Origin of the sequence: Spongorhabdus nitratireducens, assembly GCA_947387575.1 — a bacterium.
GTDB lineage: Bacteria > Pseudomonadota > Gammaproteobacteria > Pseudomonadales > Endozoicomonadaceae > CANDOC01.
Genome location: CANDOC010000005.1, coordinates 131,777 through 157,168, shown reverse-complemented (window position 1 = coordinate 157,168; position 25,392 = coordinate 131,777). Strand labels below are relative to the sequence as shown.

The window sequence follows — 25,392 nt, the reverse complement described above, 5'->3', positions numbered from 1 at the left end:
TTTATTTTTTCGTCACAACCAGATTAGGAAATAGCGTAACGATAGACGTCTATCTTCAAGATGCAAGACCCGCCCCACTACTCCTTTTATACTTTTACATTCCTCGTTCTCGAGCATATCTCCCATCATTAAAAAACAGGGTTATTTTATCATCTGAAATATCGAAATAATTATTATAAATACCTTTTAATTGATTACCTCTCATGCGTATATTAATTATTTTTAGACCGCCCTCATCATTATCAACAGTTAAAGATGTTTGAGGATAGCACAGCCCACGTATCGTATTCGCATATACCTCCAAATCCAGGTCTAATGACTTTCCGGATATAATTACCATTCCGGCAAAAGAAGGGTGAGCTCTACTTTGAAGAGAAGAACTTTTTCGATACATTCTTGGTACAAAGGCATTCTGATACTGTCATGCTTTTCATTTTTTTGACATCCAGAAATAAATATAACAATTAACAAAATAGATAATTTCAGGCTGGCTTTCATTATTCGTAGCTCAATGTTGTTTCAGAAAAGAAAGAAAAAGGAAAGAAAAAAAAGAAATAAAAGAAAAAGGACATCCATAAATTATCAGCTTCAGCACAACCTCTACATCCAGATCAATAAAACCTGCATCCTGAAAAATAGCTGGCAGTCGTGGCCCCAGACGCGGATTGCCACCTCGCACACTAATAGCCGATCCCACCAATTCAGCGAACTGTTGAAAATATTCATTGTCTGGGCTGCAAAAGAAACCTCTTGTATCGATATCTTCAGCTATCAGCAGCCCTCCTGCTTTTAGCAAGCTCCTGAGTCGGTGAATGACATCAACTGGATCAGGGATATGTTCAAGAATAAAGCGGCAATAAATTATATCGTATTTTTCACTGTCATCCGGAGTGATTGCCGACAAGTTCTGAATTTTGAATTCGGCTCTGGGATCAGGAATATTTTGTTTAGCCTGAGCTATGGATGCAGGGTCAATATCAAAAGCTGTCAGACGTCCTTCATTACCAAGCAGCTTCAGAAGATGAGCGCTAATGGCTCCTGTGCCACAGCCTGGTTCAAGACATTGTTTCCCTTCAAGCGATATTTGTTTCCTTAGAAAGCGAAGACTGTATTGCCAGGTTAACTGGGTCAGAAGTTCGAGTCGAGATGCCCCTAGGTCGCCTTGGGCAATGGCATAAGATGAAGTACTTCCTGAAGGCAAAACGACTCCCCTCTCCAATTTAGCTAGTATAATTAGCTTAGATGTTTTTCAAGGGCAGGCAATACAAACGCTAAAATACAGACTTATGGTATAAATCAATGGACAAGATAAGAGAGAAAAAGAAAAAAGAGGATGAAAAAAGAAAGGTAAATTTGAAGAATAAAGCTGAACGCTTGAACCTGTAATTAATAACTGAACTTAATTGAGTCGATACAAGCGGCTACAAATACTCATACCCTGCACCCACTGTCGACCTGTTTTTAATGCATAAGCCTTCATCACCGCCAGCCTGCCAACAGCACGACAAAAGCGGTTACCCTGATGCATAGTCTGTAGCCACTCATCAGGATTGATTCCCAACCGTTCCAGCACTGGAGGCAAGTCACTGGCAATAGCCCCTCTTTTATCCAGTCGGACAGCTCGCCCGCTCCAGTCAACCAGCTCAAGGTAGTCATACAGGGTATAGGGAAGCGCAAGATCCGTTTTCTGACCCTGCATACGAAACGGTTTAAGCGTAGCAGGCTGCTTACTTTCTCCTGTTTTTGATATCTGCCGGGATCGCTGCTGAATCGAAGTAAAGTCAGATGACTCTGGAGTCTCTGCCAGCTTCGCACGAACCGGGTTGAGATCCACATAGGCCATACAAGTGAGCAGTGCCGCTTCATCGAGTAATGCTTGACTCTTGAAGCGCCCCTCCCAGAATCGCCCTTTACAACCATCTTCCCTGTTGGCTTCACGAGCGAGATGCTCATTCAGACAACGCATAAACCAGCTGATATCCATGAGCCGGCTACGATAGGTTTCGACATACTCATCCACACGATTCAGCTCGGCTTCGCTCAACCTGTCTTTGGCTAGATATCGCTGCACCAGCAGTGGGCCAGAGAACAGTGAAGTCCAGCGAACCAGCACTTCATCCCTGCTCCAGGCTTTTGCCGGGGCTTTATTAATATGCAATACGACGTGGTAGTGATTGGACATCACAGCATAAGCACAGACTTCAATGGCAAAGATCTCGACCAGTTGCTCCAGTCTGTCAACAACCCATTGACGACGGTGTTCATAGTTCTTGCCTGTAAGGTGATCTTCACCACACAGCCAAGCTCTCCTGACACAGCGCGCAATGCAGTGATAATAGGGAGTGCTATCTGCATCTATCAGGTTACTGCGCGCTTGAGTCATAGGATCTTCCTGCCAGGAAAATAAAATATCTGGAAGGAAGATAGAATAGTCTCAGGGATTGTCAAAAAAGTGGATGTCCTTTTTATTTGTCCTTTTTATTTGCTCGCGCTTGAGTCATAGGACCTTCCCTGTCAGGAAAATAAATACCTGAAAGGAAGATAGAATAGTCTCAGGGGTTGTCAAAAATATGGATGTCCTTTTTATTTTATTTTATTCACTTTTTTATTCATTCTATTTATTTTATTCTTTTTAGGCCAAGGTTTGGTAAACTTTTTCGCTGGCGCTTTTTAGAGCAAGATCAAAGCACTTTGAGCCATCTGGTATATGATCTTGATTTACTGTTGGGTAAATTGTTTTTCTGGTTATATTTTTAGACTTTAAATATTGTGCCACATCCTTTTTCAAGGATGTTGGGATTTTAATAATATATTGTGAACCCCAATCTCTTTGTGGTTGCCAACACTCTAATCTGTACATTATGGACTCATATGGCAACGGCTCTGGATAATAGACGAAGCAACCTTTTTGAGCATTAATTCTTAAGTTTATTTGGTAGTCTGCAATTTTGATCCTTGGGATCGTCATACTATACGTTCCCTTTTTTAGCTCAATCATGTCTCTAATAAGTAAATCTAGCTCTTTCTTGTCACTGAATTGAGCATACCTGTTTTGTATATCATTAACGATTACTTCCTCGAAAAATAAAGGAGTTGTAATATACAGTGACACATAACCTGATTCAGGTTCTTCTTTGTAATCAAACGCAAAATATAAAGCAACTTCGGGAGAAAGAGAAAAATCTATGAGATTAGTTGGAAGTTCGTAATGTTGGGCCAACCCCATATATGTTGCGTAGTCTATTTCATTCTTGATGGATAGTTCATTTATAAATTTATCAATAATATCAAATGATGATATAAGATAATTACTTCGTGCTTTTTGCTCAGCAGTAATTGTTTCTGCTCTATGCTTTATTTCTTCATGATTTTCAAGAATACTTCCGCTTTTTCTGGCATAACTACTTGTTACGAGCCATTCTGAATTTGCTTGCCCTCTATAAAATACATTACTGTATCGTTTACTGTGTCGCTCAACAATCCTGAAAAGTTCATCAAGTGACTTTATCTCTTTTGTGAATAGCTTTCTTTTTTCTCTCATATCTTGAGTTCTATTTAGGGCCTAACAGAGGTTTTTACGAACTGGCTTCGTATAACGCTCTATCTAAAGGGAAAGGCGAAATTGCGCAGCACCATCATGCACATGGCTCCTAGCGCCTTCTAGCTCAACGTGCAGTTTATAAAACACTTCGCCTTTCATTATTCATATATATTTCGCTCAAACTAAGCTCTTGTCAGAAAATCGTATCTTCCCCTCAAAAACAAGGCCTTAAAGATACAGCTGAAAAGTACATAGGCGAACTTACTAAAATCAACTCTTTTCAACGCTACCGCCCACCCTGCCAGTTTTGGGAAAATTAAGGCTGTGAACGCCGAAGCCTGTCGTAAAACGCACAATGCTATCATTGAACAGTTGCACCTTACCCTAGGCATTTTGAAGATAAATTTTGGGTGAGCTAACTCAACTTAAGCCACGCCAAAGCCACAGTCATCGCATCCCCTTTGGCGGTATGCCGCTCCATCACCGGAATATCAAGATCCTCACAGATTTTCTCAAACCGCATATCAGTAGTACTTTCCGGCTGGGTCTGCAGTTTTTTACGGTAATAGCAGTGGGACAGTTCGATAATGCTGTTGGGTAAGTTAAAGCCAAAATACTTGCGGCAATAGCGACTGAGAATATGCTGATCAAAGCGGATGTTGTAACCTACCAGCGGTCGCCGGCCGATAAAGGTCAGCAGCCGTATCAGTGCTTCCTTGGGCAGCATGGCCCGCTCCAGATCTTTCTCGCGGATACGATGCACTGGAACTGAATCCGGATTCAGCTCACCTTCCGGCTGTAATCGTAAAACCAGAGCTTCACCGGGATAGATCCGCCCGTCACGAATCGGGATAGCAGCGATTTCGAGGATTTCATTGGTATCCGGATCCAGACTGCTGGTTTCCAGATCCAGGCTAATATATTCATTGGCAGGAGCCGCCGGAAAAAAGCGGCTGAAATCAGCATGACTACGCCCGGCGGTCAGGTTTAACCAGCTGAAACGCAGTTTTTCCAGTACAGGGCTGTTCATTCCGATATCACTACACTCAATAGTTGTTATTCTTGCTGGCGTCCCTGACGTTTGCTTCTGGCTGGTCCCTCAGCCGCCCAATTTCCTTTCCGATATCCCTAGCTAGCGGTCCAGATGATAATGATGTCTCAGGTATTGATGGAACTTCTTCACCGTATGGAGACAGTGCCGCAGCATATCCCGCCGACGATAATCCAACGCATCCAGATCCAGCTCATTACCACTGCAGCTACCGGCAACCTGTTGTTCCAGCCGTAACCGGTTTAGCACCAGAAAGGCTTCTTCCAGTTTGGAAGCACGATCCGCTTCAATCTTTCCCACTTCCCTGAGCTTGTTTAGTCGATCAACGGTTGAGCGCGCCTTGACCCGGTGCTCCAGACTCAGGGTGCGAATGCCATGAACCAGAGTGAAAATACCGGCTTTTTTCACATCCATCTTATGATCACGCCCTTCCTTGATACGGCCAAAGAAGGTCAAGCGGGTATCAAACTGCAGCGCCGGCGCCACAAAGGTCGCCAGAAATGCCTCCTGATCCCCCAGTGCCTTGTGCAGTTGTTTTCTGAACTTTTTATACAGCTGGGCATTACCGGCAACCGGGCGGGCATCGGCCATCATGGCCATATCCATCATATGCTGTGGACTGGTATTACCGATCCAGCTGGCAATTCGTTGCTGCCACTGGGACTGGGTCAGCACCCAGTGCGGATTGCAGACCATCACCTGCCCTTCACAAAGCGGCCAGCCGCAGTCCAGTAGCAGATTGGTAAACTCTTCCAGCAGCAGCTGATCCGGGCGTGGCTTGTCATCTTCAATTATCAGGGCATTATCCTGATCCGTTTTCAGTACCTGTTCCCCCCGACCTTCACTGCCCAGTGATAGCAGACAGACGCTATCGTGAAATTCCGGCGGAAAATGCAGTTCAAACAGTCGCTTCAGCAGCTGGTCATTCAGGGTTGAAACCAGCTGCATCACAAACCCGGTACGCACGCCATTGGAGAACAGACTGCGAGCCTGTTTGTCGATTTCCGGTGCCAGCGCAACCAGTTCTGCAATCGTATTGGCCCTGACAATTCTCATTGCCAGCAAATGAGAATGGCTTGAGGCCAATGACAAGATCTGGTTCAGATCCAGCAACCCGACAAGTTCACTGTTATCAAATACGGTCAGTCGCTCCACACGACGCTGGGTCATTAGCAGCAGCGCATTAAACAGATAATCCCCTGACTCGATATTAATCAGCGGATAGACAGCAACCTTGCTGACGACAGCTGATAATGGCATTTCTTCCAGAGCCAGTGCCCGCAGCAGATCAGTGCGGGTTACAATACCCAGTTCGGCAATCTCCGGGCCCATATCCACCAACAGGGCATCAAAATGCTCGTCTTCCATTATGCGGGCGGACTCGGTCAGTGTGGTATCGGCGGCAACGATGCGGGCAGGACGACAGTGGCCGGGTTCTATTCGGCTTAGCAGAAAATCAGTCATGCCCGGCCGGGAATCCTGATGCAGGCGGTCATACTTTTCACTCAGATCAGCCTGCAATCCTTCGCGAAACTCAGGGTTTTCCTCACATAACTGAATAAAGAGTGGTGCCGGCACTTCCTGCACCAGAGCTTCTTCAAGGCAGATATATTCATGCTTGATCTGGCCTTCGAGCAGGCCACGGACATCAAACAGGTCATCTTCGGCGTAATGCGCATAAATTTTCTGTTTGTCCTGGTGGTGACGTTCTTCAATAACACCTTTCTGGACAATCATCAGGGAAGCAGGCTCGGCACCGGCCTTGAGCAGCTTCTGACCCGGTTTGAACCAACTTAGAGAGGCAGCGCGAATCACCCGGTTACGCTGATTTTCAGTCAACAGGTCAAATGGCGATTGCTGAAAACGTGCTTCGTAATCCATGGCGGCCCCCTGTTTATTTATGCTTATTCTGTGGATCATTATCCTTTTACGGGCGTCTAATTTGAAGCAGTTTTTTCTATCCATGTCACAGATACACGGCATTTTTCTCCAGAATACAGTCGTTAGATCCAGTATTGTCTTGGGCCTGAATCCGGCATCAATCAGTGGTTGCGGAAACAGGAGGTGCTGAAAAAGGATTTGGCCTCTGGCATACTGCCGGACAGACATAAAGCCAAGCCACACAATAAAGATTGCCTGAGTAAAGAAGGATTTATGCGGTATCAAACGGATGATATTTCTTCCCGGCGTAACAGACCTGCTTTAAGCCAGCTGATACAACTATTTTTTACCGGCGTGTTGCTGACAATCAGTGCCCAGGCCAGTACGGAATCAGATCAGGATCAGATCATCAGGAATCAGCCTGTACCGGGCTGGGTCGTTGATACACCCTGGCAGCAGCAACCGCTACGACGCAAACAGCCGGTGCAGTTTATTCTTTCTGACAGCCAGACCCGGGTTACCGACGCTGCTCCGGTTTATTTCTACCGTGCGATAGAAAAAGCACTTTCTGCGGATGGCGTGGACCAGGTATCCAAAATCGAGATCGGTTTTAATCCGGTCTACCAGCAACTTGCCATTCACAAGCTGAGTGTCATTCGTAATGGTCAGAGTTCTGACCGGGCCGAATCAGCCCTGATCAGGATTATCGAGCAGGAAGATGATGCTGACCGGAATATTTATGACGGTCGGAAAACGGCTCTGATTCTGCTGAATGATATTCGCAAAAATGACATTCTCGAGTTCAGCTACTCTATCACCGGTTTTAACCCGGTTCTGGGCAAGCGCTTCTTTGGCTACCGGGATCTTGGGTGGAGTGTGACCGTTGACCAGCAGCAGATTCGCTATCTGATGCCAAAACAGCGCCCGCTGCAGTATCAGAGCCACAAGCTCTCTACTGAGCCCAAAATCAGCCAGCTGGCTGACGGTTACACAGAATACCTGTGGACCAATGATAAGACCCCGATTATCCGTCACGATGATCAGTATCCTCCGGGAGAAACGCCCTACCCCTGGCTTTCTGTCAGTGAATACGACAGTTGGAAAGAAGTGAACCAGTGGGCACTGGATCTGTATCAGGACAAGTACACCGGCGGTCAACGGTTCCAGCAACTTGTAAAGCAACTGAATAAAGACTTCAGCACGCCCAAGGCTTATACCGAAGCTGCGCTGGCCAGTGTTCAGGAAGATATCCGCTACCTTGGTCTGGAGTTTGGGGAAAGCTCTCATCGTCCCAATATGCCGGAGCAGATTCTGCAGAACCGCTATGGTGACTGTAAAGACAAGGCCGTACTGCTGACCGCCCTGCTGCGGGCCCGTGGTATTGATGCCTGGCCGGCACTGGTTTCCTTCGCTAACCGTGGCACCATCGACAGCGATCTGCCCAGCCCGGGTGCTTTTGATCATGTGATTACTTTGGTGGAACTGGAAGGCGAACAGTACTGGCTGGATGGTACCCGTATTAATCAGGGTACCGATATTAACCGGCTGGCAACCTCCCGTTTTGGCAAGGCACTGGTATTACGCCCCGGCACCAAAGCATTGAGCGATGTTGAGCCCCGCAATCGCAACAAAATCACCGTCTCCGAGCATGTGGTTATCAGTGACTATCAGCAACCGGTTGCGATGACACTGACAACAGTATTTGAAGGTTCAGAAGCGGAATGGCAGCGTAACCGGCTGGCTAATGCCGACCTGGAGCAGGTTTCTGAAAACTATCTGGATTATTTCAGTGACTTTTATCCAATGATTGAACTGGCGGATACTGTCAGCTATACCGATAACCGCCTGCTTAATCGATTGACCATTACCGAAAAGTATCGCATTCCCGAGTATTGGCTGATAGAAGACAAAGTCCGCTCTGCCAGTTTTTACACCACAGGATTTTACTCCCATGCGGTGAAGCCTGACCGTCTACGCCGTAACGGTTCTTACTGGCCCGGATCCAAAGCCGAACTGCAGCATAATGTCAGCATCCATTTTCCGGAACCGCTGAAAATCAATATGGAAGGCTGGCACAGCAAGATTTCCAGCCCTTACTTTGCCTATGAAACCGATGCCGAATATCAGGGCAAAACCCTGACTGTATTCAGCACCCTGAATATGCACGGCAAGCCGGTACCCGCAAAAGAAGCACCGAAATATGCCCGGGATATGGCCAAGGTACAGGATGCCATGAGTTATTCATTCCAGTTTGAAGATCCACTGCAGTCTACCCGCAAACAGCGCGAGGATTTACTCAGCCGGCTGGAAATGAAACTGGAAGAGGCCTTAAAGGGAAGTAATTAAGATGTATCCCCGATTTTTCACTGCCAGCCGGCTACTGGCCGGCAGTTTGCTGGTGTCGTTTGGCCTGCTGACCGGTTGTGCCAGTCAGCAACCGGTACAGTCAGAGCTGTCAGGGTCTGCTCAGCCGGAAACCGCTCAGAGTAATAACAATGCTAACCAACGTATGTTATTGCCCCTTCAGAATAACACCCCGGAACAACTGGCACGCTCGGTTATCAGCTTTCTGAATGGCCAGAACACCTCTGCGATCCAGTCAGTGATTAAAGACGATGCCTTTATCCGTATTACCAGTGATGCTCCGGTAGAACTTAGAAACCGGTTAAAGGCTCCCAACTTTATCACCCAGCTGATGACAGCAATTGCGAATGAACCGCTTGACGGAGACTGGTATCTCAACCGTTGCCGAGTGTCGTTTGACACCGTCTACGCCCAGTGCAGTCTGCTGAATTCGGATTGGTCGTGGGGGCCGCTGGAGCTGGATATAGCACTCACGGTTAATGGTTATATGATCAAGGATATGACCAACTTTAATGCCAGCAGCTCCGCCAGTGCGCTCGCCAATTCGCTTGTGCGCCTTTATTACAAGCTGGAAAGAGCTGATGCTGCCACCGCCAACCGGACGCAGCGGCTGCTGGCTGCTGTAAAACAGGGCAATCATGAGCAGGTTAAACGGCAATACTACGCACTCCCTGTCAGATTTCAGAAAAACCACTTCCTTCAGGTCATCATGCTGTCGCACGTATCAGCTGATGATCCGGTAGAGTATCTTGATGCACTCGAGCCCTTTGCCCTGAACAAATACAGCCATGACAATATGGCGCTGCAGGTCGACTATTACTATATGCAGCAGGGCAGAAGCGCTCAAAACAAGGCGTATATGGCACTTAAAGCATTAGATAAACTGGACAAAAGGATTGGTGCCAGTGATTACAGTCGCTATCAAAGGGCTGAAGTTAACTATGCACTACAGCGCTATCCAGAAACACTTCAGCAGGCTATACCCCTGATTCGCAATCAGCCTAATGTTACCGAGGGATACTGGCTGGCCCTGCTTTCACTCGTATCCATGGAAGATCATCAGCAGGCAGCCGAGCTGGTAACGTTGATGATCGATGAATTTGGTTATGAATTTACCCATGCAAATCTCGAGAGTGCACTGAGTGAAGGCAATGCTGATCACATTGATACATTTATGGCATCTGCCGCTTTAAAAACCGTAAAGCTTTAACCGCACGACATACCCGCAACCCTCTTGGGCTTTTGGTTCACCCCATAAGCCCTTTCGTCTCAGAGCTTTATTCTGCAAAATCAGCTTCACAAAGTACTTAAAACCACCACTGCAACTTTGTGTATAGCTCTTATATGCCAAACCAACATATAGCAGTAGAATTTTTGCTTTAACCCTTTCAAAAAATATCCCGCCATGATTGCATCCGCACTTCGAGAAGCCCTGAACGAGGGTTATGGTCGCACTCATCTTAAAAAAGATGTGCTGGCCGGTATCACCGTTGGTATTGTTGCCCTGCCATTGTCGATGGGGCTGGCGATTGCCAGTGGTGTCTCGCCGGAGTACGGACTTTATACGGCGATTATTGCCGGTCTGCTGATTTCACTGACCGGTGGTTCACGGGTTAATATTTCCGGCCCTACCGCCGCCTTTGTGGTTATTCTGCTGCCGATCACTGCCCGTTACGGATTGGGCGGGCTGGCGATTGCTACCGTTATGGCCGGGCTGATTCTGATCATTATGGGCCTGTGTCGTATGGGACGACTGGTTGAGTATGTCCCCTACCCTGTGACCATTGGTTTTACTTCCGGTATTGCCGTGGTTATTGCCAGTCTGCAGCTGAAGGATTTTTTCGGGCTGGAAAATATTACCCTGCCCGAGCATTTGTTTGGCCGACTGACAGAGCTTGCGTTGGCACTGCCCCAGTTAAATCCGTGGGACACCCTTGTTGCTGTCGCCACACTGGGGGTATTCCTGGGCTGGAAATCCCTGAAAACCAGTATTCCTCCTCACTTACCAGCATTGCTGGCCGGTGTCGGTGCAGCCTGGTTGATCACCCATAATATTGACGGTTCGACGATTGCTACTATTGGCAGCCGCTTCAGCTGGAGTGTTGATGGCGTTTCCGGTCAGGGCATTCCACCGGTAGCCCCCCGGTTTGTATTGCCGTGGAATCTTCCCGGTATCGACGGTCAGCCCATTGGCCTGAGCCACCAGCTGATTCGCGATCTGATCAGCTCCTCTTTTGCTATTGCCATGCTGGGAGCACTGGAATCCCTGCTTTGTGCCGTGGTGGCTGATGGTATGGCGCGCACCCGCCACAATCCCGACAATGAGCTTATTGCCCAGGGATTGGGCAATCTGATTGCGCCGTTTTTCGGTGGTATTCCGGCAACGGCAGCGATTGCCCGCACAGCAACCAGTGTCCGCAGCGGCGCACGTTCTCCGGTAGCCTCGTTTACGCATGGCCTGTTTGTACTGCTGGCGGTACTGATGCTGGCACCACTGTTATCGTATATCCCGATGGCATCACTGGCAGCACTGTTGATTATGGTGGCCTGGAATATGAGTGAGGCACATCACTTTGCCCGGATTATGAAAGTCGCTCCGCGTCAGGATAAAGCCGTTTTGCTCACCTGTTTTGCCCTGACCGTTATCTTCGATATGGTGATCGCGGTATCAGTCGGCATGCTGCTGGCTGCCTTGTTATTGCTGAAGCGTATCAGTGATCTGGCAACAGCGAACCGGGTCAGTGAGGATAATGATGACACTATCACCGACCTCCCGGCGACGGTTGCCGTTTATGATATCAACGGTTCCCTGTTCTTTGGTGCAGCCCAGAAAGCATTAGGCAGTCTGCGTAATATGGATAGCCAGGTCCGGGTTACCATTCTCGATATGTCTGATGTTAATATGCTCGACATGAGCGGGATTGTGGCGATGGAAAACCTGCTGCAGGATCTGCAAAAGCGTAATACCGGACTGGTGATTCATGGCCTGCTGCCAAGGCTGATCAAAAAGCTGAACCGGGCCGGGATTCACGCAACAGAAGATCACATTGCCTTTGGTCACTGCATGAACACCAGTGCCAGTCATGCCCGCAACCTGCTATTGAGTCGCACCTGACCAACATATTCCTGAAGGATTGAAAGCCCGACATGCCAAGTCTGTTCGGGCTTTATCTTCAAACCACGGATAAAAGTAGTATCCCTATGAGCTGCCATCGAATTGATGAACTGCTGGAGTTGATGACTCCGGAATGGAAAAAAGCCTCCAAACTGAACTTGGTTGAAATCATTGCCCAGCTGGCTGAGGAAGCGGGTCATAGTGGTGATATCAGCACCGTTACTGATGATATGCTGATTTATCACCTGAAGATGAAAGGGATGGATAAGACCGCCATGATTCCGGGGCTGGCTAAAGATGCTGTCAGCGATTTTAAACAGGCCATGCTGGAGGCCAGAGGTATTAAGAAATAAGCTCCTGCCCCCACGACGCTTTTCATTATGAATCCCGGAGATAATAATTTTTACTCAACTCCGGGATTCAAAGGATATTTTCTTATTTGGATTCCCAATTAAAATAACATTTCACCTTACTGAAAATATTTAACTATATTTTCCGAATACTATTTCCACTCTACAAAAAAGACATCTTCGTTTAATATGATGCGCTTATGGTTTCTATTGTTTCTTGCCAGCGGTTTTACATATGCAAAGAAACAAATCTCTGATCATTGCCAATGTGAAATTGAAAATACTGAGCTTCACCAGCAGGTATTCGACGCAATGCAGACTTATAAAGAAACGGTTCCGGATGGGGACTTTATTCTGGCCATAGCATCAAGAAACGGATACGTAACATTTCTGCAGGATCACCGGAGTTCTCGTTATACGGAATTTGGCATGGGTGATCTTTACGCTATGGAAAGGTTCTGGTCTTATCAATACCCTCTATCAAAAAAGATGATATTTAATTTTCCCGAGCTCATCGGCTGGCTGTCTTATATTACCGGGCAAACTGTTGTCGAAACTAAAAAACTCTTCAATGTAAAAAAATACCCTTCCCGTAATTTCTCCATGAACGCATACAAATGGGTGGCTTTAATGGTACCAGCAAAAGATGACCTGGCGGTTGTTGGCAAATATCACCCATTAAGCACATTTATTCTTGAGGAAATAAGAAAACAAGGGTGGTATCAGTGGTTAGCGGGTATCGACCCGACAGTAGAGTGGTGCATGGAAGAAAGAGGCGGTTTCAAGGTTTATTACACCTTTCCCATTGGGGTCAGCATTGATACCGGGGGGAAATCTGTATCAACATCCAAAAGCCCATTAAAGGTATTCTACAAGGCTGCTTCAGACGAGCTGGTTATCACCGAATAATTATTTGTCTGGACGCTCTGTCTGACCAGGGCGTCTCATTCATTGAGGTAGTAAAACTGTTTGTATTTCTATGTTGGCAATAATTAATCATTTACCCGTCCCCGCAGGTTTTTGATTTGCCCGCGTTTGGTTTTACTATCAAGCCGTTTTTTCTGCGATGCTTTGGTGGGCTTGGTCGGCCGACGCTTTTTCCTGACCTGGGCAACACTTTTAATCAGCGCCTGTAGTCTTTCCAGCGCATCAGCCCGGTTTTTATCCTGAGTCCGAAACTGCTGCGCCTTGATAACAATCACACCGTCGCTGGTAATCCGCTGATCGGAAAGTGCCAGCAGCCGTTCCTTGTAAAAGTCCGGCAGTGACGACTTGCTGATATCAAACCGCAAGTGAACCGCAGACGAGACTTTATTTACGTTTTGCCCACCAGCCCCCTGGGCCCGGATAAAACGGATTTCGATTTCATCATCAGGCAGGCTGACCTGCCCCGAGATCTGCAACATGAGAAAACACTCCCTGTTATTGTCAGATTAGCCGCTACCAGGGAAACAGATGCCCGGAGCGTGGATCAAAAGGTGGCCGGACTATACCGGGGATCAGCTCAGTATGCACTCCGAAGCAGATAAAAGACTTGATCATGGCTTTGAGCTGGGGTGGAGCCGGATTCCCAAACCGGGCTTCGAGGGCCGGCTGGGCATGAGCTTTCAGCAAACTAACCACCAGCCCCCGTAGTATTTTACTGGGACGTTGGGATAAATCAGCCCGCAGATTTTCAGGTATCACTGGCTGGTTTAACTGATTCAGGCGTACTTGCTGGCAAATAGCATGAGAGCTGCGAAACAGCTGTCGCAGAACATGTTCTTCATATTCACCCATTAACCGCCCCTGCCGTTCCTGCCTGTTATCCTGCTCTCCCAAAAACAGCACCTTGCCGGGCCGGAATATCCTGTCACCCCAGACAAAATGCCAGTGCGCCCGGTTACCTGCCGGCACCTGAAAGCCGGCTCGACACAACGGGCACTCATAGTCGACCCGGCGTGGATCAAAGCCTCGTCGCGGGTTGACGATAGCATGCAGGCAATCCTGGCACAGCCAGTGGCCACATACCGGCAGCATGGCGACATTATCCAGCGCCTCACGGTTTTCCAGAATATCTTCGGTGTTGAGACAGACCGGGCACTCAAACTCAAGGGGCATGAATCGGCTCCCGGTTGCCTGCCGCAGACGACAGGCGATTTATCATCTGGAATAATATTCGAATAAAATCAGTCACTTTCCGAATACTTTTAATGCCAGACCTTCAAAATAGAACAAGCCCTGCTGAATGGTACATTTACCTGATTCGCTGTAGTGACAACAGTCTGTATACCGGCATTACAACCGATGTAGAGCGACGCCTGAAGGAACATCAGGCCGGGGGAAAAAAGGCTGCCCGCTATCTTCGAGCACGCGGACCTTTGCAACTGGCTTTCAGCTGCCCGGTATCTGACCAAACCGAGGCATTGCGACTGGAATATGCTATCAAACAGCTAAGCAAGGAAAACAAGGAAAAACTGGTCAATGGCAGTACCACCATTGACCAGTTACGGGAAAGGCTTGAACCGAAACAGGCTTCGGATTAGCTATTCAGATTTCAGGCCTGATCTTTGGCCATCATCCGTCGCACAGTATTCACGATGGCCTGGGTCTGGGAATCGATCTCCAGGTTCACCTTGTCTCCCACTTTAGCTTCACCAAAGGTAGTAATACTCAGGGTTTCAGGAATCAGGTAAACACAGAAACGACCATCGTCTACGGTTTCTCCAATGGTCAAGCTGGCTCCGTTCAGAGCCACATAACCTTTGGGCTGGAGATAGTCATGCCACTGCGGGTCAAACCGGAAGGTAATAATACAGTTATTTTCCGGCCGCTCGATCGACTCGATTTCAACCCTATCATGGATATGACCGGACAGCGGATGACCGCCGATTTCATCACCGAAACGGGCGGCCCGTTCCATATTGACCAGACTGCCAACCTGTAAAAACTTCAGGTTGGTAACCCGCAGGGTCTCCATCATAATATCAAAGCTGACCACGGCATTATCGATGCCGGTTACCGTCAGGCACACACCATTCACTGCAATACTGGCGCCTGGCTGCAGCCCTTCGCACTGCGCCGGTGTCAGTTCCAGCTTCAGGGTTACCAGATCTTTCTTTTCAATCAGTTCAACAACAGGACGCTTGTCCTGAATAATTCCGGTAAACATCGATACCACTCAGACAGATTCATACAACTGAAACGTCGCCGGCTCAAAGTACCGGCTATGGATTCAGGAAGACTGCTGCCGATACTTCATCAGACGCTGAAGGGCAGCCAAAGTGTCGGGGGTATAATGCACCAATTCCGGATTGGCCAGAACCTTTTCCGGTGAAATACGAGACACAGATACCACTTCTTCCGGCTGCAGTTTCATTTCGCCTTCATAAGTACAGCAGAACACTTTACCCCAGACCCGACAGTCATCATTCTGGAAATAGAAATGGAAACAGGACTCAAGCGGCACGCCGGAAATACCCAGTTCCTCTTCCAGTTCGCGCTCAGCCGCGGTATCGTAATCTTCACCGGCAGTCACAACACCTCCGGCCGCAAGATCGTACCAGCCGGGGTAAACATCCTTGGTGGTAGTACGCAATTGCTGGTACAGCTGGCCCTGATGATCAAAAACAAAAATATAGGTGGCCCTGTGACAGAGTTTTTCCCGGCGCATCACACTGCGGGGAGCAGAACCTGTGACCCGGTTGGCATCATCAACGATGGTGACCATCTCTTCCGTGTCGGTAACGTTCTCTGGCGCCTGATCAACGACCTGATCCTGGTCCATATCGCATTCCCCTCTCTCTGTTTATCTGTCCATTTATCATTCACACGAAGCTTTTTGGCTTCTGTTTTTTGCCCAAGGATAGCCGGTTTCCACGCTTCGCTGAAGAGGAACTCTGAATGAAAACCGTTCACTTTCTGTATCAGGTGTGTCAGCAGGTCAGACAAGGATGTCGCTGCCTGCTGCTGTTTTTGATTACCTTTTACACCTCTGTACAGGCCGATCTCAAGCCGTTGCCGGAAAGCCTGCGAAAGCTGCTGCCTCCCGGTGCCACGGTTGCAATAGAGGTTCATGACCTCGATAACAACCGGCTGCTGATCAGCGAAAATGCGGACCGGCTGATGAAGCCTGCCAGCCTGCAGAAACTGCTGACCGGTTTTGCCGCACTCAATAGTCTGGAAGACAATTTCAGTTTTAAAACCCTGCTGCGGGCTGAGCCCGGTGCCGTTGGGAAAAGTGGAATCCGCGATGACCTGATTCTGGAATTCAGTGGCGACCCGACGCTGACCAGCCGGGATATTCATCAGATGTTCAAAACCATGGCCGGAAATGGCCTGAAACATATCGACGGCAATATCTGGCTTGATGCCCATGCCTTTGGCGGGCAAGCTTATGGCCGGGGCTGGTCCTGGGATGCTGTTGCTATTTGTTACTCGGCTCCGGTAGATGCCGCGATTATTGACCGCAACTGTTTTAACGCCCGTCTCAGTAACGGCAAGACTGCCGATGCGCCGGCACGGCTGGTCACCGATAACAATGTTGCCACCTTTGATATTCAGGTGATCACCCGCCCTGACTGTAACCTGCGTTACGAACTGGAAGTCGCTCCGATTGGTCACAATGCCTATCAGCTGGTTGGCTGCCTGCCACCCAGAACCCGCAATATGCCACTGCGCTTTGCCCTGACCAAGCCAGTGGAAAATGCCCGCTGGCATGTATTACAGGCCCTGCGTAAAAACGGTATCAGACATACGGGTGAACTGCGCCTTGGCACCCCACCCAAAAGCCGGACAGCGGTATCTGTGGTGGCTCAAAATCAGTCGGAGCCACTTGAAAAGCTGCTGGCCCGGGCACTGAAAAAGTCCGACAATCTTGCTGCCGACGCGTTGCTCAAAACCCTGGGGAAACAGATGACTCATCGCCCCGGCACCTTCCAGAACGGGACTGTAGCCATGCGCAAGATTCTGGAACAGCAGGGCATTGATCTGGGCAACAGCTATCTGGCTGATGGTTCCGGTTTGTCACACCACAATCTGATTACCGCCCGAACCCTGCGCCAGCTGCTGCTGAAGGCCCACACCTTCCCCAAAGCCAGACAGTTCCGCGAAGCTTTGGCCGTAGCAGCCGAAGACGGCACCCTGCGCTATCACCCGGGCATGCGGGGCAATGCCCTGAAAGGCAAATTCAAGGGAAAAACCGGCGGTATGACCGGAGTCCGCAACCTTGCCGGTTATCTGGAAACCGGCAGCGGTCGTCACCTTGCCATGGTACTGATGATTAACGGTATCAGCGATTTGCCCGGCAAACGCGGCAAGTCCAGAGCAAAATTACGAAAGTTTGAGGCATCGTTGCTGACTCAGCTTGCCAGTCTCTACTGAGAAAACATGAGCTATAGTTCCTGCTTCATTTAACAAAGCGATCCCGGAAAAAATGTATAGCATCCTGAAAAGTTACTCGGCAGCCTGTTTCTCTACCCTGCCTCTGTCTGACGGGCGCACTGTTGAGTATTGTTTTTCAGGAAACAGTACCACGCCGGATGACTTGCCGGTGCTGGTTCTGCATCATGGCACTCCTTGTGAAGCCTCTGTTGCCCGGCTTTGGTGGGATACAACCCTGAAACATCAGGCACATCTGCTTGCTGTGAGCAGGCCCGGGTATGCCATGAGTGATGCCCTGCCGGGTCGTGATATTGCCGGAGTGATACCGGATATTCTGGCAGTACTGGATCATCTCGGTATTTATCGTTTTGTCACTGCTGGCTGGTCAGGTGGCGGGCCTCATGCACTGGCGCTGGCTGCACTGGCACCGGAACGTTGCAAGGCCGCAGCCTGTATCACCAGTATCGGGCCGGCTCAGGCCTCTGACCTCGATTTCTTTGCCGGCATGACGCCTACCAACCATGAGATATTTACCCACGCACTTGAGGACAGGGCCGGGCTGGAGCAGTGGATACTGGATAATGGCCCCCGATTCAGCAATCTGAGTGGAGAAAAGCTGGCCGCAGAAATGTCTGCCATGCTGCCGCCGGAAGATCAGCAAACCATGCAGGGTGATTTTGCTTCAGCTTTCGCTGCATCATTTACCAGAGCCATGTCAAACGGCATGGAAGGCTGGATTGATGACGATATGGCCTTTGTGAATGATTGGGGATTTGACCCCAGACAGCTGACCGTTCCCGTCATGATATGGAGTGGTGGTCTGGACAAAATGATGCCGGTTGCTCACAGCCAGTGGCTGGCGGATACCATTCCTGGTGCCCGCCACTGCTATCAGGCGAATGAAGGTCACTTGTCAGTTTTCAATAACTGTCAGGACGAAATCATTTCCGGACTGTTAAGAGCCTGTTCATAATCTTGTCGTGGGCTGCAAATGCCGATAAAAAACCGCGATATCATCCCAGCGCCAGCCAGACACCAACACCCGCCATCAGCGTACCGGCAATGCGATTCAGCATTCGAACATTGGCTCCACGCTGTAGAAAATGGCGCAGGGTTTTACCACCACTGGCATAAATCAACAAGCAGGTAAACTCCAGCAACAAAATAATGCTGATCAGTATTATCAGCTGTAACCCCAGGGGCTGATCAATCACAATAAACGGCGGCAGCAGTGAAATGAAAAACGCCCAGCCTTTGGGGTTGGCAATGGCGGTTACAAACCCCTGTAACGCCAGCGCCCTGCGCGAAGTCTGTCTGGCAGCCGTACTGTCCTCAGGAATAGCCATACTGCCCCGGGACTGCCACATCTGAATGCCCAGCCAAAAGAGGTACACGCCTCCAACCCACTTGAAAACTGCAAACACATCAGGGTAATTGAGCATAATGGCTGCTACTCCAATAACCGAAGCAATAGCGACTATGCCCACTCCCACCAGCTCCCCGATCATCATCCACAGGGTTCGGCGTACACCAATGGTCATTCCCAGTGTCATCGACAGGGTCATACACATGCCGGGCGTAATGGAAACAAAGAAAAACGTCGGAATAAAAGCGGCCAGCAATGCATAGCTGATCATTCAGTCTCGGTCCTTTCATTTAATTTATTCATGCCCGGCGAATATAAGGGATACTGCATGGATACAACAGCCCTTGCCTGTTCAGAATTCAGTCAGGACATCTTCGTCTATAGTTTGTAGCTGCACCACCTTGTGCCACCTCGACTGTTCCGTGACCACTCTCCCTACTGATATGACCTTATGTGCCCGGGGGTTCCATCATGCATGATGACAGCCTGGCAGCCGCCATTCTGACCTTTGCCGGCCTGCTGTTACTGACCACCAGCTCTGCCATTCTTCTCAAGCGATTACGGGTACCCTACACCATTGGTCTGGTGGTGATTGGCATGGCCCTCGGGCTGCTGGCAACTCAATACAATATGCTTGCCCCGATACTACAGGTCCGGCTGACACATGATGTCATTTTGTATGTACTGCTTCCGGTTCTGATCTATGACGCAGCCATTAATATCAAGCTGCCGGCCTTGGTGAAAGAGTTGATACCGGTTCTGATGCTGGCAGTTGTTGGTGTTGTTATGTCGATGCTGATTGTGGCCTGGCTCACACATGAGCTCACACCATTAACGTTGGGCGGAGCATTACTGTTTGGCGCCCTGATTTCAGCAACTGATCCCGTAGCGGTAATCGCTCTGTTCAAGGAGGTGGGGGCTCCGGAAAGAATGTCGCTGCTGATGGATGCTGAAAGCCTGTTTAATGATGCCACCGCAATCGTGATGTTCAGTATCGTTATGGTCGTCGTTCAAACGGGTCATGCTTTCGACGCACCTCTGATGACCCGTGCCGTACTCGAGTTTTTCTATGTTTTTCTCGGCGGTATTGTTATTGGCGCCCTGTTGGGATTTGCCATGCTGGTTCTGTTCAAACTCGGGCGGGAAACCGTTTTTGTCCAGATCGCACACACGACAGTTCTTGCCTATGGCAGTTTTCTGATTGCCGATCATATGTTCGGAATGTCCGGCATTATGGCCGCTATTGCGGCGGGTGTGATTACCCGTACCTATTCCAAGCGGGTAATGGCTGACGGCGTAAAGCTCTATCTTCACCCTTACTGGGAATTTATGTCGTTTGTCGCCAACAGTTTTATTTTCCTGCTACTGGGGTTTCAGGAAAATCTGCTGATCAAGGATCTGGACCGATCCGAGAGTTTTGTTCCCTATCTTGTCATTGCCATTGGTGTGGTACTACTTGCCCGTTTTCTGGTGATCTACCTGCTTATCCCCATAAGCAACCGTTTGCCCAAAAGTCCTCATATTGACCGGCCAACCCGAGCCATTATGTTCTGGGGTGGACTAAGAGGTGTTGTTCCTGTTGCCTTGATGCTCTCTATTCCACTCGACTTTCCCGAACGGCGACTGATTATTGACCTGTCGCTAGCGGTCATCCTGTTCTCACTGCTGGTTCAGGGCACGACCATCGAATGGCTGATGGGGTATCTGAAAGTAAAAGCAAATGACTGAACGGCTATATATGTAGCAGCTAATCAACATAGCCGTTCAGGTCATAACGTGTTAGATCAGTACCGTCGGATGCACCAGCTGCTCAAAGTCGTCCCACGCCATTTTCACCACTTCCGTCGATAACCCGGCATTAAACGCAATGGTATGTTCACCCCTCAATTGGGGTGAAACATAAACCGACAGACCATAAAGGTTGCCAAACGGTGGCATAAAGCCGGTTTCACAGGCCGGAAAGGATCGGGTGAAATCCGCTTCTGTCGCAAGTTCAGCAGTATGACACTGACTGACCGACTGTAGTTTGCTGAAATTGACCCGCTCCGTGGCCGGAATCACACACATGGCCAGCTTGCCATCCAGCTTGACGATGACTGTTTTAGCCATCTGATACCCCGACACATGAGCGCTTTCCGCTACCTCCTGCGCCGTATAGGCCGCGGTATGGGATACTGATTCATAGTGAATGGCATTCTCGTCCAGAAAATCCGTGAGTTGGCGTACAGGCATAGCGGCAACCTCTCAAACAAGGAGCGGAGACAGGATGGTGCCCGGCCTCACCCGGCCGGAAAGCCGGGCATCAGTAAGCAATCCAAAGCGGCGGCCCTTCAGAACGGGGCAACGGGAACCGCTTCACGGTCTTTCATCATCAGGCTTTCACCACAACTATAGAAAGCTGGCGGACAGACGACAAATTAATAGATAAACCGCTTACTAAAGCACATTTACACCAGAATTTCGCCCCTATCATCCAGACCAGCCAACTGCGACAATAACAGAGCAATGGTTGCAACAAGGAGGCAATATGGCACCTAACAAAGAAGTTGTAAGCGCCATCGTAAACCCGGTGGGCAGTATGACCGTTCTGTCCGCCCGGGAAGTCAGCCAACTGCAGGATACCAGTCAGGCCGGACTGCATCGTCTGTTCCGTCAGTGTGCACTGGCGGTACTCAACTGCGAACAGGAAAGCGACAGCGCCGAAGAGCTGCTGGGAGAATACGACACATTTGATATCAGGATTGTTCAGGAACACCGGGGGCTCAAACTGGAACTGATTGATGCCCCGGCCAGCGCCTTTGTACAGGGCAAGCTGATTCGCGGAGTCCGGGAGAATCTGTTTTCGGTATTGAGGGATATTTTGTACGTCGCCAGTCAGGACTATGCCGTCATAGAAGAAGCGGCCAATAAGAATCAGGCTATCACAGACCAGATCTTCCAGATTCTCAGGAACTCACGCTCCATGCACCCCAAGGCACCGCCCGATATTGTGGTTTGCTGGGGCGGCCACTCCATTCAGCATGAGGAGTATGAATACACCAAGCTGGTTGGCTATCAGCTTGGATTACGTGGCTGCAATATCTGCACCGGCTGCGGCCCGGGCGCCATGAAAGGCCCAATGAAGGGCGCTTATATCGGCCATGCCAAACAGCGCATCAAGAACGGTCGCTTTATCGGCCTGACCGAGCCAGGCATTATCGCCGCAGAAAGCCCGAACCCCATTGTTAACGAACTGGTGATTTTGCCGGATATCGAGAAACGACTTGAAGCCTTTATTCGGCTTGGTCACGGCATCATTATATTCCCCGGTGGACCGGGAACAGCAGAAGAACTGCTCTATCTGCTCGGCGTGCTGATGCATCCGGACAATACAAAAATTCCAATGCCACTTATTCTGACTGGACCGGAATCAGCGCGTGCCTACTTTGAGCAAATTGATGAGTTTGTCGGGGCAACACTGGGCAAGAAAGCCCAGAAGCACTATCAGATCATTATCAATGAGCCTGAAAAAGTTGCTCGTGAAATGATGCAGGGGCTGGAGGACGTTACCCGCTATCGCCGCAAGCACCAGGATGCCTATCACTTCAATGCCATGCTGACAGTTGAAGACCGGTTCCAGGCACCATTCGAACCCACTCATGAGAATATGGCCAACCTGAAGCTGGACAGCAAATTGCCACCTCATGAACTGGCATCCAACCTGCGTCGGGCTATGTCCGGTATTGTGGCAGGTAATATCAAGGAAGACGGTGTGGCTTCGATTCGAAAATATGGTCCGTTCCAGTTAAAAGGAGATCGCGAATTGATGGAGCGGATGGATGTGCTGCTGCAGAGTTTTGTGGATCAGTACCGGATGAAGTTGCCGGGGACAGTCTATACACCTTGCTATCAGATCCTCAGTGAAGATTAAGATCAAATGAAAACACAGTATCCAGCTCAAACATGATGCGGGCTGGATACTGTCAGAAGTTATCCGTTTAAAGCTGCCATAGCTTTTTGAGCATATTCACTCCCCTGTTCCGCTGCCTTTCCACAATATTCTTTGGCTCTTACAGGATTTTTCATAACGACATCCTGATAGAACATAATGCATAGATTCTCATTAGCTCTTCGATAGCCTTGAGCTGAAGATTTCAAATACCACTTTTCAGCTTGTACGTAGCTTTTTTGAACCCCAATACCTCTGTAATAGTGATATCCAATATTATTTTGGGCAACAGAGTCACCATCTTCTGCAGCCTCTTCATACCACTGCGAAGACAATACATCGTCTTTCTTTACTCCATACCCTTGACCATAGATTCTTCCCAAATAAAACTTCGCGGTACTATGTCCGTTGGCTGCTGCTTGCTCGAACCAGTGACGAGCGATATCGTAATCTCGCTTTATGTAATCATCTGAATAATGAATTAAGCCAAAATGATACATAGCCGTAACTCTGCCCTGATCAGCAGCCTTTTTAATCCAACGTATTGCAGCCTTGGTATTTTTTTCAACACCCCGGCCATCCAGCAACATATCACCGAAATAATGCTGGGCTTTAGACACTCCGGCTTTAGCTGCTTTTTCATACCAATATGCAGCTTTCTCATCATTTAAAGGAACATCCTTGCCACTTTCGAATAACGTGGCCAAATGCATTTGGGCCGTAATATCTCCCCGTTCACCTGACTTTTCATACCAGCTGACAGACTTTTGTTGATTCTTCTCGACACCTTCACCGTGATGATAAAAATAGCCCAACATACGCTGAGCTATGCTGTGCCCCTGATTAGCTGCCTTTTGATACCAGGTGATGGCTTGCTCTGTACTCTGTTTAACCCCGTTTCCTTTCCAATACAATGCTGCCAGGCTGGTTTGTGCATTGGCATTATTCTGAGCTGCGGCTTGCTCATACCAATACAAGGCCACGCTGTAATCCATAACAACACCTGAACCCTGATGGTATAACCAGCCTAAAGAAAACTGCGCGTTACTTAAACCTTGGGCTGCGGCTTTCTCATATAAAGGAATAGCTTTTTGATACTCTTTGTTCAGGTCAAAGTGGCGCCCCAGATTGTACTGAGCAAACGACAGGTTCTGATCAGCTGACTTCTGGAACCATTGCACTGCAACTTCCCTGCTGGGTTCAACACCTATGCCATCAAGATAAACTTTTCCCAGGCTATTCTGAGCATAAGCATCCCCCTGCTCAGCTGCTTTTTTCAGCCAATACATCATCCTTTCATAATTCTGCTCAACACCTGATCCTCTCATATAACACATTGCCAGATTATGCTGAGCAGATGCATATCCTTGCCGGGCAGACTTCTGATACCAATAAACTGCTTTTTCAAGATCCTTTTCAATCCCGATTCCATTTTGATACAAATAGGCCAGACTATATTGTGCAATTTCATGCCCTTGTTCTGCAGCCTTTCCATACCAGTAAGCAGCCTGCTGCATGTTCTTTTCTGTATAGTTGCCTTCAAAGTAAGCCTGTCCTACATAGAACTGGGAACTGGCTTTACCCTCATGGGCCTGCTTAATAATGCGTTCAAAGAACATTTCGTTTGTAGCAGCACATCCGGTCAGTAAAACCGAGAAAACAATAATTTTGAAAATTTTATACACGTCCAGTGAACTCTCAACATCCAATAATATTTATATATTTTGCGCCGAGTGTACCAAAGAGAATCAATTTAAATAAGCAGAATTCAGGATACTTAAATAGCTATCTATCTCGTTAATAATCAACCCACAAGCCTGAGATTTATTTACGATACCAGACTAAAACCCTGTTATTAGCTGGCATGGCAATATCCTGCTTCAGGTCAAAGCCTTGTAAGAAGGCAAGCTGTTCAATGCTTTCAAAATCTCGAATACCCATGTGTTGTGCTCGCTGTTTCAGTGACTCATCAAACCGGGCATTGCTATCACTGGTGAACTGTCCCTGATAATTAAACGGACCATACTGGCAGAACAAACCTCCTGCCGGCATTCGTTTACCAATTCCACTGAACATGGCCTCAACAGCAGTCCACGGCATGATATGAGCTGTATTCGCTGAAAAAACAGCATCAAACTCAGATACAGGCCAATTCTGGTCAAGTACATCCAGAACCAGAGGTGACATCAGGTTTGGTAACTGTGCTTCACCAAACCACAACCGCTGTCCGGGCAAATTTTCACTTAAATCTGTAGGCTGCCACTGGAGAAAAGGCATATTCCTGGCAAAGTGCACTGCATGCTGACCAGTGCCAGTGCCGATCTCCAGCACTTTTCGGCTATTTTTAAAGTAGTGCTGTAAAACATCCAGAATCGGCGTTTTATTATTTTCACAGGCCTGGGAAAAAGGCTTGTCCTGTTTACTACTCATTAGTT

The 25,392-nt window shown here is 48.6% G+C and carries 23 protein-coding genes; 10 read left to right on the top strand and 13 right to left on the bottom strand.

What is annotated here, in order from left to right:
- Positions 1–508: 508 nt before the first annotated feature.
- From ACYZZ0_RS10950 to ACYZZ0_RS10930, 5 genes are all read right to left on the bottom strand, one after another.
- Complete coding sequence (locus ACYZZ0_RS10950; protein WP_461536663.1) at positions 509–1,201, bottom strand: class I SAM-dependent methyltransferase; 693 nt, start codon at positions 1,199–1,201, stop codon at positions 509–511.
- Positions 1,202–1,399: 198 nt separating this feature from the next.
- Entirely contained in the window at positions 1,400–2,383 is a 984-nt protein-coding gene (locus tag ACYZZ0_RS10945; RefSeq protein ID WP_461536662.1) for a transposase, read from the bottom strand.
- Between the two features lie 249 nt (positions 2,384–2,632).
- On the bottom strand, positions 2,633–3,541 hold the full coding sequence (locus tag ACYZZ0_RS10940) for an FRG domain-containing protein (protein WP_461536661.1): 909 nt from the start codon (positions 3,539–3,541) through the stop codon (positions 2,633–2,635).
- Positions 3,542–3,956: 415 nt separating this feature from the next.
- On the bottom strand, positions 3,957–4,571 hold the full coding sequence (locus tag ACYZZ0_RS10935; protein ID WP_461536660.1) for a 3'-5' exonuclease: 615 nt from the start codon (positions 4,569–4,571) through the stop codon (positions 3,957–3,959).
- A gap of 102 nt (positions 4,572–4,673) precedes the next feature.
- Positions 4,674–6,473: a DUF294 nucleotidyltransferase-like domain-containing protein gene (locus ACYZZ0_RS10930; protein WP_461536659.1), complete on the bottom strand. Its 1,800-nt coding sequence runs from the start codon at positions 6,471–6,473 to the stop codon at positions 4,674–4,676.
- A gap of 273 nt (positions 6,474–6,746) precedes the next feature.
- Between ACYZZ0_RS10930 and ACYZZ0_RS10925 the strand changes: the two genes are divergently transcribed.
- From ACYZZ0_RS10925 to ACYZZ0_RS10905, 5 genes are all read left to right on the top strand, one after another.
- The gene (locus ACYZZ0_RS10925) at positions 6,747–8,819 is read left to right on the top strand and encodes a DUF3857 domain-containing transglutaminase family protein (protein ID WP_461536658.1); all 2,073 of its coding nucleotides are present in this window, start codon (positions 6,747–6,749) and stop codon (positions 8,817–8,819) included.
- 1 nt (position 8,820) lies between these two features.
- Positions 8,821–10,047 carry a hypothetical protein gene (locus tag ACYZZ0_RS10920; RefSeq protein WP_461536657.1) on the top strand — a complete coding sequence of 409 codons (1,227 nt, stop codon included), beginning with the start codon at positions 8,821–8,823 and terminating at the stop codon, positions 10,045–10,047.
- A 195-nt stretch (positions 10,048–10,242) separates the two neighbouring features.
- Positions 10,243–11,952, top strand: coding sequence for a C4-dicarboxylic acid transporter DauA (dauA, locus tag ACYZZ0_RS10915; protein ID WP_461536656.1), 1,710 nt, complete (start codon positions 10,243–10,245; stop codon positions 11,950–11,952).
- Positions 11,953–12,038: 86 nt separating this feature from the next.
- Positions 12,039–12,305 carry a YihD family protein gene (locus ACYZZ0_RS10910; RefSeq protein ID WP_461536655.1) on the top strand — a complete coding sequence of 89 codons (267 nt, stop codon included), beginning with the start codon at positions 12,039–12,041 and terminating at the stop codon, positions 12,303–12,305.
- Positions 12,306–12,491: 186 nt separating this feature from the next.
- On the top strand, positions 12,492–13,211 hold the full coding sequence (locus tag ACYZZ0_RS10905) for a hypothetical protein (RefSeq protein WP_461536654.1): 720 nt from the start codon (positions 12,492–12,494) through the stop codon (positions 13,209–13,211).
- Between the two features lie 83 nt (positions 13,212–13,294).
- On the opposite strand, the gene arfB is transcribed toward ACYZZ0_RS10905, so the two are convergent.
- Complete coding sequence (arfB, locus tag ACYZZ0_RS10900; protein WP_461536653.1) at positions 13,295–13,708, bottom strand: alternative ribosome rescue aminoacyl-tRNA hydrolase ArfB; 414 nt, start codon at positions 13,706–13,708, stop codon at positions 13,295–13,297.
- 34 nt (positions 13,709–13,742) lie between these two features.
- Positions 13,743–14,402 (bottom strand): RING finger protein, encoded by a 660-nt coding sequence (locus ACYZZ0_RS10895; RefSeq protein WP_461536652.1) that lies wholly within the window; start codon positions 14,400–14,402, stop codon positions 13,743–13,745.
- A 92-nt stretch (positions 14,403–14,494) separates the two neighbouring features.
- Between ACYZZ0_RS10895 and ACYZZ0_RS10890 the strand changes: the two genes are divergently transcribed.
- The gene (locus ACYZZ0_RS10890) at positions 14,495–14,827 is read left to right on the top strand and encodes a GIY-YIG nuclease family protein (protein ID WP_461536651.1); all 333 of its coding nucleotides are present in this window, start codon (positions 14,495–14,497) and stop codon (positions 14,825–14,827) included.
- Between the two features lie 11 nt (positions 14,828–14,838).
- Here ACYZZ0_RS10890 and ACYZZ0_RS10885 read toward each other — a convergent pair whose 3' ends face one another.
- Complete coding sequence (locus ACYZZ0_RS10885; RefSeq protein ID WP_461536650.1) at positions 14,839–15,453, bottom strand: riboflavin synthase subunit alpha; 615 nt, start codon at positions 15,451–15,453, stop codon at positions 14,839–14,841.
- Between the two features lie 63 nt (positions 15,454–15,516).
- On the bottom strand, positions 15,517–16,068 hold the full coding sequence (yfcD, locus tag ACYZZ0_RS10880) for an NUDIX hydrolase YfcD (RefSeq protein ID WP_461536649.1): 552 nt from the start codon (positions 16,066–16,068) through the stop codon (positions 15,517–15,519).
- A gap of 116 nt (positions 16,069–16,184) precedes the next feature.
- Here yfcD and dacB point away from each other — a divergent pair, with 116 nt between their 5' ends.
- Together dacB and ACYZZ0_RS10870 are read left to right on the top strand one after the other, a co-directional pair.
- Positions 16,185–17,663 (top strand): D-alanyl-D-alanine carboxypeptidase/D-alanyl-D-alanine endopeptidase, encoded by a 1,479-nt coding sequence (gene dacB, locus ACYZZ0_RS10875; protein WP_461536648.1) that lies wholly within the window; start codon positions 16,185–16,187, stop codon positions 17,661–17,663.
- Positions 17,664–17,715: 52 nt separating this feature from the next.
- A complete protein-coding gene (locus tag ACYZZ0_RS10870; protein WP_461536647.1) occupies positions 17,716–18,636 on the top strand; it encodes an alpha/beta fold hydrolase in 921 nt (306 codons plus the stop codon).
- Positions 18,637–18,676: 40 nt separating this feature from the next.
- Here the strand turns inward: ACYZZ0_RS10870 and ACYZZ0_RS10865 are convergent, their stop codons facing one another.
- Complete coding sequence (locus ACYZZ0_RS10865) at positions 18,677–19,300, bottom strand: LysE family translocator (protein WP_461536646.1); 624 nt, start codon at positions 19,298–19,300, stop codon at positions 18,677–18,679.
- A 200-nt stretch (positions 19,301–19,500) separates the two neighbouring features.
- On the opposite strand from ACYZZ0_RS10865, the gene ACYZZ0_RS10860 reads away from it, so the two are divergent.
- Complete coding sequence (locus tag ACYZZ0_RS10860; RefSeq protein WP_461536645.1) at positions 19,501–20,757, top strand: cation:proton antiporter; 1,257 nt, start codon at positions 19,501–19,503, stop codon at positions 20,755–20,757.
- A gap of 51 nt (positions 20,758–20,808) precedes the next feature.
- Here ACYZZ0_RS10860 and ACYZZ0_RS10855 read toward each other — a convergent pair whose 3' ends face one another.
- Positions 20,809–21,261 (bottom strand): aminoacyl-tRNA deacylase, encoded by a 453-nt coding sequence (locus ACYZZ0_RS10855; RefSeq protein ID WP_461536644.1) that lies wholly within the window; start codon positions 21,259–21,261, stop codon positions 20,809–20,811.
- 295 nt (positions 21,262–21,556) lie between these two features.
- Between ACYZZ0_RS10855 and ppnN the strand changes: the two genes are divergently transcribed.
- On the top strand, positions 21,557–22,939 hold the full coding sequence (ppnN, locus tag ACYZZ0_RS10850; RefSeq protein ID WP_461536643.1) for a nucleotide 5'-monophosphate nucleosidase PpnN: 1,383 nt from the start codon (positions 21,557–21,559) through the stop codon (positions 22,937–22,939).
- Between the two features lie 59 nt (positions 22,940–22,998).
- Here the strand turns inward: ppnN and ACYZZ0_RS10845 are convergent, their stop codons facing one another.
- Together ACYZZ0_RS10845 and ACYZZ0_RS10840 are read right to left on the bottom strand one after the other, a co-directional pair.
- Positions 22,999–24,642, bottom strand: coding sequence for an SEL1-like repeat protein (locus ACYZZ0_RS10845; RefSeq protein WP_461536642.1), 1,644 nt, complete (start codon positions 24,640–24,642; stop codon positions 22,999–23,001).
- A 139-nt stretch (positions 24,643–24,781) separates the two neighbouring features.
- On the bottom strand, positions 24,782–25,387 hold the full coding sequence (locus tag ACYZZ0_RS10840; RefSeq protein WP_461536641.1) for a DUF938 domain-containing protein: 606 nt from the start codon (positions 25,385–25,387) through the stop codon (positions 24,782–24,784).
- Positions 25,388–25,392 lie beyond the last annotated feature (5 nt).

Excerpts from the sequence above, each read along its gene's own strand:
- dauA (WP_461536656.1), top strand. The coding sequence starts at position 10,243 with ATGATTGCATCCGCACTTCGAGAAGCCCTGAACGAGGGTTATGGTCGC.
- ACYZZ0_RS10930 (WP_461536659.1), bottom strand. The coding sequence starts at position 6,473 with ATGGATTACGAAGCACGTTTTCAGCAATCGCCATTTGACCTGTTGACT.
- ACYZZ0_RS10905 (WP_461536654.1), top strand. The coding sequence starts at position 12,492 with ATGATGCGCTTATGGTTTCTATTGTTTCTTGCCAGCGGTTTTACATAT.
- arfB (WP_461536653.1), bottom strand. The coding sequence starts at position 13,708 with ATGTTGCAGATCTCGGGGCAGGTCAGCCTGCCTGATGATGAAATCGAA.
- ACYZZ0_RS10920 (WP_461536657.1), top strand. The coding sequence starts at position 8,821 with ATGTATCCCCGATTTTTCACTGCCAGCCGGCTACTGGCCGGCAGTTTG.
- ACYZZ0_RS10865 (WP_461536646.1), bottom strand. The coding sequence starts at position 19,300 with ATGATCAGCTATGCATTGCTGGCCGCTTTTATTCCGACGTTTTTCTTT.
- ACYZZ0_RS10885 (WP_461536650.1), bottom strand. The coding sequence starts at position 15,453 with ATGTTTACCGGAATTATTCAGGACAAGCGTCCTGTTGTTGAACTGATT.
- ACYZZ0_RS10870 (WP_461536647.1), top strand. The coding sequence starts at position 17,716 with ATGTATAGCATCCTGAAAAGTTACTCGGCAGCCTGTTTCTCTACCCTG.
- ACYZZ0_RS10935 (WP_461536660.1), bottom strand. The coding sequence starts at position 4,571 with ATGAACAGCCCTGTACTGGAAAAACTGCGTTTCAGCTGGTTAAACCTG.
- ACYZZ0_RS10910 (WP_461536655.1), top strand. The coding sequence starts at position 12,039 with ATGAGCTGCCATCGAATTGATGAACTGCTGGAGTTGATGACTCCGGAA.
- ACYZZ0_RS10940 (WP_461536661.1), bottom strand. The coding sequence starts at position 3,541 with ATGAGAGAAAAAAGAAAGCTATTCACAAAAGAGATAAAGTCACTTGAT.
- ppnN (WP_461536643.1), top strand. The coding sequence starts at position 21,557 with ATGGCACCTAACAAAGAAGTTGTAAGCGCCATCGTAAACCCGGTGGGC.
- ACYZZ0_RS10840 (WP_461536641.1), bottom strand. The coding sequence starts at position 25,387 with ATGAGTAGTAAACAGGACAAGCCTTTTTCCCAGGCCTGTGAAAATAAT.
- dacB (WP_461536648.1), top strand. The coding sequence starts at position 16,185 with ATGAAAACCGTTCACTTTCTGTATCAGGTGTGTCAGCAGGTCAGACAA.
- yfcD (WP_461536649.1), bottom strand. The coding sequence starts at position 16,068 with ATGGACCAGGATCAGGTCGTTGATCAGGCGCCAGAGAACGTTACCGAC.
- ACYZZ0_RS10945 (WP_461536662.1), bottom strand. The coding sequence starts at position 2,383 with ATGACTCAAGCGCGCAGTAACCTGATAGATGCAGATAGCACTCCCTAT.
- ACYZZ0_RS10860 (WP_461536645.1), top strand. The coding sequence starts at position 19,501 with ATGCATGATGACAGCCTGGCAGCCGCCATTCTGACCTTTGCCGGCCTG.
- ACYZZ0_RS10855 (WP_461536644.1), bottom strand. The coding sequence starts at position 21,261 with ATGCCTGTACGCCAACTCACGGATTTTCTGGACGAGAATGCCATTCAC.
- ACYZZ0_RS10895 (WP_461536652.1), bottom strand. The coding sequence starts at position 14,402 with ATGCCCCTTGAGTTTGAGTGCCCGGTCTGTCTCAACACCGAAGATATT.
- ACYZZ0_RS10925 (WP_461536658.1), top strand. The coding sequence starts at position 6,747 with ATGCGGTATCAAACGGATGATATTTCTTCCCGGCGTAACAGACCTGCT.
- ACYZZ0_RS10890 (WP_461536651.1), top strand. The coding sequence starts at position 14,495 with ATGCCAGACCTTCAAAATAGAACAAGCCCTGCTGAATGGTACATTTAC.